This window comes from Methylobacterium sp. WL64, from assembly GCF_008039945.1.
GTDB lineage: Bacteria > Pseudomonadota > Alphaproteobacteria > Rhizobiales > Beijerinckiaceae > Methylobacterium.
This window is the reverse complement of record NZ_VRVA01000309.1, coordinates 1-713: the sequence shown is the minus strand read 5'-3', so window position 1 is coordinate 713 and position 713 is coordinate 1. Positions and strand designations below refer to the sequence as shown.

Genomic DNA, 713 nt, shown 5'->3' with positions numbered 1-713 from the left:
AGATGGGCACCGCCATCGTGCTGATCACCCACGATCTCGGGGCGGTGGCCGACATCGCCGACACGGTGGCGGTACTCTACGCCGGGCGGTGCATCGAGCAGGGCGAGACCCGCGCCGTGATGCGCGCGGCGCAGCATCCCTATACCCACGGGCTGATGGGCTGCACGCCGCACCTGCGCCTCGGCGCAGCGGCGGACGCCGGGACGGGCGCGTTGCGCGAGATCCCAGGCCTCGTCCCTCCACTCGGCCGTCGACCCGCGATCTGCGCCTTCGCCGACCGCTGCGCGCGGGTCGACGCCACCTGTCTGGACAGTCCCCAGCCGGCCCTGGCCGAAACCGGGTCCGCCCGGGCGGTGGCCTGCTGGCACCCGGAGGCACGAGCGGCATGAGCGGCAAGAGCAGCCAGAGCGGCATGAACGCGAGACCCATCCCGGCCCCGACGGGCGCCGCCATCCTGCAGGTCAACGACCTCACGGTTCATTTTCCGGTCCCGGGTCGCGGCGGCTCGCGGGTACACGCGGTCGATGGCGTAAGCTTCGTCGTGCGTCGCGGCGCGAGCTTCGGCATCGTCGGAGAGTCCGGATCAGGCAAATCCACCACAGCGCAGGGCATCATGCGCCTCGTTCCGGCGACCGCCGGCCACGTCGTCCTCGACGGCGAGGACATCCTCGGCCTCCGGGGCGCCCGGTTGCGGCAGGCGCGCCGCCACATCC

The 713-nt window shown here is 72.7% G+C and carries 2 protein-coding genes; both read left to right on the top strand.

Annotated elements, in window-relative coordinates; genetic code table 11:
• A partial coding sequence (locus tag FV242_RS34030; RefSeq protein ID WP_368732214.1) for an oligopeptide/dipeptide ABC transporter ATP-binding protein occupies nt 1-389 on the top strand: 389 nt, incomplete at its 5' end.
• Nucleotides 386-713, top strand: a 328-nt coding sequence (locus FV242_RS34025; RefSeq protein WP_246693020.1) for an ATP-binding cassette domain-containing protein, incomplete at its 3' end; no start/stop codon positions are given. The genes FV242_RS34030 and FV242_RS34025, both read left to right, overlap by 4 nt.